The sequence below is a fragment of the Idiomarina aquatica genome (assembly GCF_004362895.1).
In the GTDB taxonomy this organism is placed as follows: Bacteria; Pseudomonadota; Gammaproteobacteria; order Enterobacterales; family Alteromonadaceae; genus Idiomarina.
Map to the genome: position 1 here is coordinate 1 of NZ_SNXI01000062.1, position 1,185 is coordinate 1,185.

Consider the following 1,185-nt stretch of genomic DNA (forward strand, 5'->3'; position numbering starts at 1 on the left):
ATGTCTAAAGAAAAATTTGAACGTTCGAAGCCGCACGTAAACGTCGGCACCATTGGTCACGTTGACCACGGTAAAACTACTCTTACTGCTGCTATTACTACCGTTTTGGCAAAAGTTTATGGTGGTGCGGCGAAAGACTTCGCAGCCATCGATAACGCGCCAGAAGAGAAAGAGCGTGGTATCACTATCTCGACTTCTCACGTTGAGTACGACACGCCAACTCGCCACTACGCACACGTAGACTGCCCAGGGCACGCTGACTATGTTAAAAACATGATCACCGGTGCAGCACAGATGGACGGTGCAATCCTGGTAGTAGCGGCCACTGACGGCCCAATGCCACAAACACGTGAGCACATCTTGTTGTCACGTCAGGTAGGCGTCCCTTACATCGTTGTATTCATGAACAAATGTGACATGGTTGACGATGAAGAGTTGCTAGAGCTGGTAGAAATGGAAGTTCGTGAACTGTTATCAGAATACGAATTCCCGGGCGACGACCTGCCGGTAATCCAGGGTTCAGCACTGAAAGCACTGGAAGGCGACGAAGACTGGGCTAAGAAGATTGTTGAGCTTGCAGACGCGCTGGATTCATACATTCCGGAGCCAGAGCGTGACATCGATAAGCCATTCATCATGCCAATCGAAGACGTATTCTCGATTTCAGGTCGTGGTACGGTTGTAACTGGTCGTGTAGAGCGCGGTATCGTGCGTACAGGCGACGAGTGTGAAATCGTTGGTATGAAAGACACCACGAAGACTACCGTTACTGGTGTTGAAATGTTCCGTAAGCTGCTTGACGAAGGTCGTGCAGGTGAGAACATCGGTGCCTTGTTGCGTGGTACTAAGCGTGACGAAGTAGAGCGTGGTCAGGTATTGGCGAAGCCAGGTACAATCACTCCGCATACTAAGTTCGAAGCAGAAGTCTACGTACTGAGCAAAGACGAAGGTGGCCGTCACACGCCATTCTTTAAAGGCTACCGTCCACAGTTCTACTTCCGTACAACTGACGTAACGGGCGCAGTAGAATTGCCGGAAGGCGTAGAAATGGTTATGCCGGGCGACAACCTGAAGTTTGTTGTAGAGCTGATTGCTCCAATCGCAATGGACGAAGGTTTGCGTTTCGCAATCCGTGAAGGTGGTCGTACTGTAGGTGCAGGTGTTGTATCTAAGATCATCGACTAA

General features: G+C 50.0%; 1 protein-coding gene. It reads left to right on the forward strand.

The window, feature by feature from the left end:
* Positions 1-1,185 (forward strand): elongation factor Tu, encoded by a 1,185-nt coding sequence (tuf, locus tag DEU29_RS13960; protein ID WP_133541027.1) that lies wholly within the window; start codon positions 1-3, stop codon positions 1,183-1,185.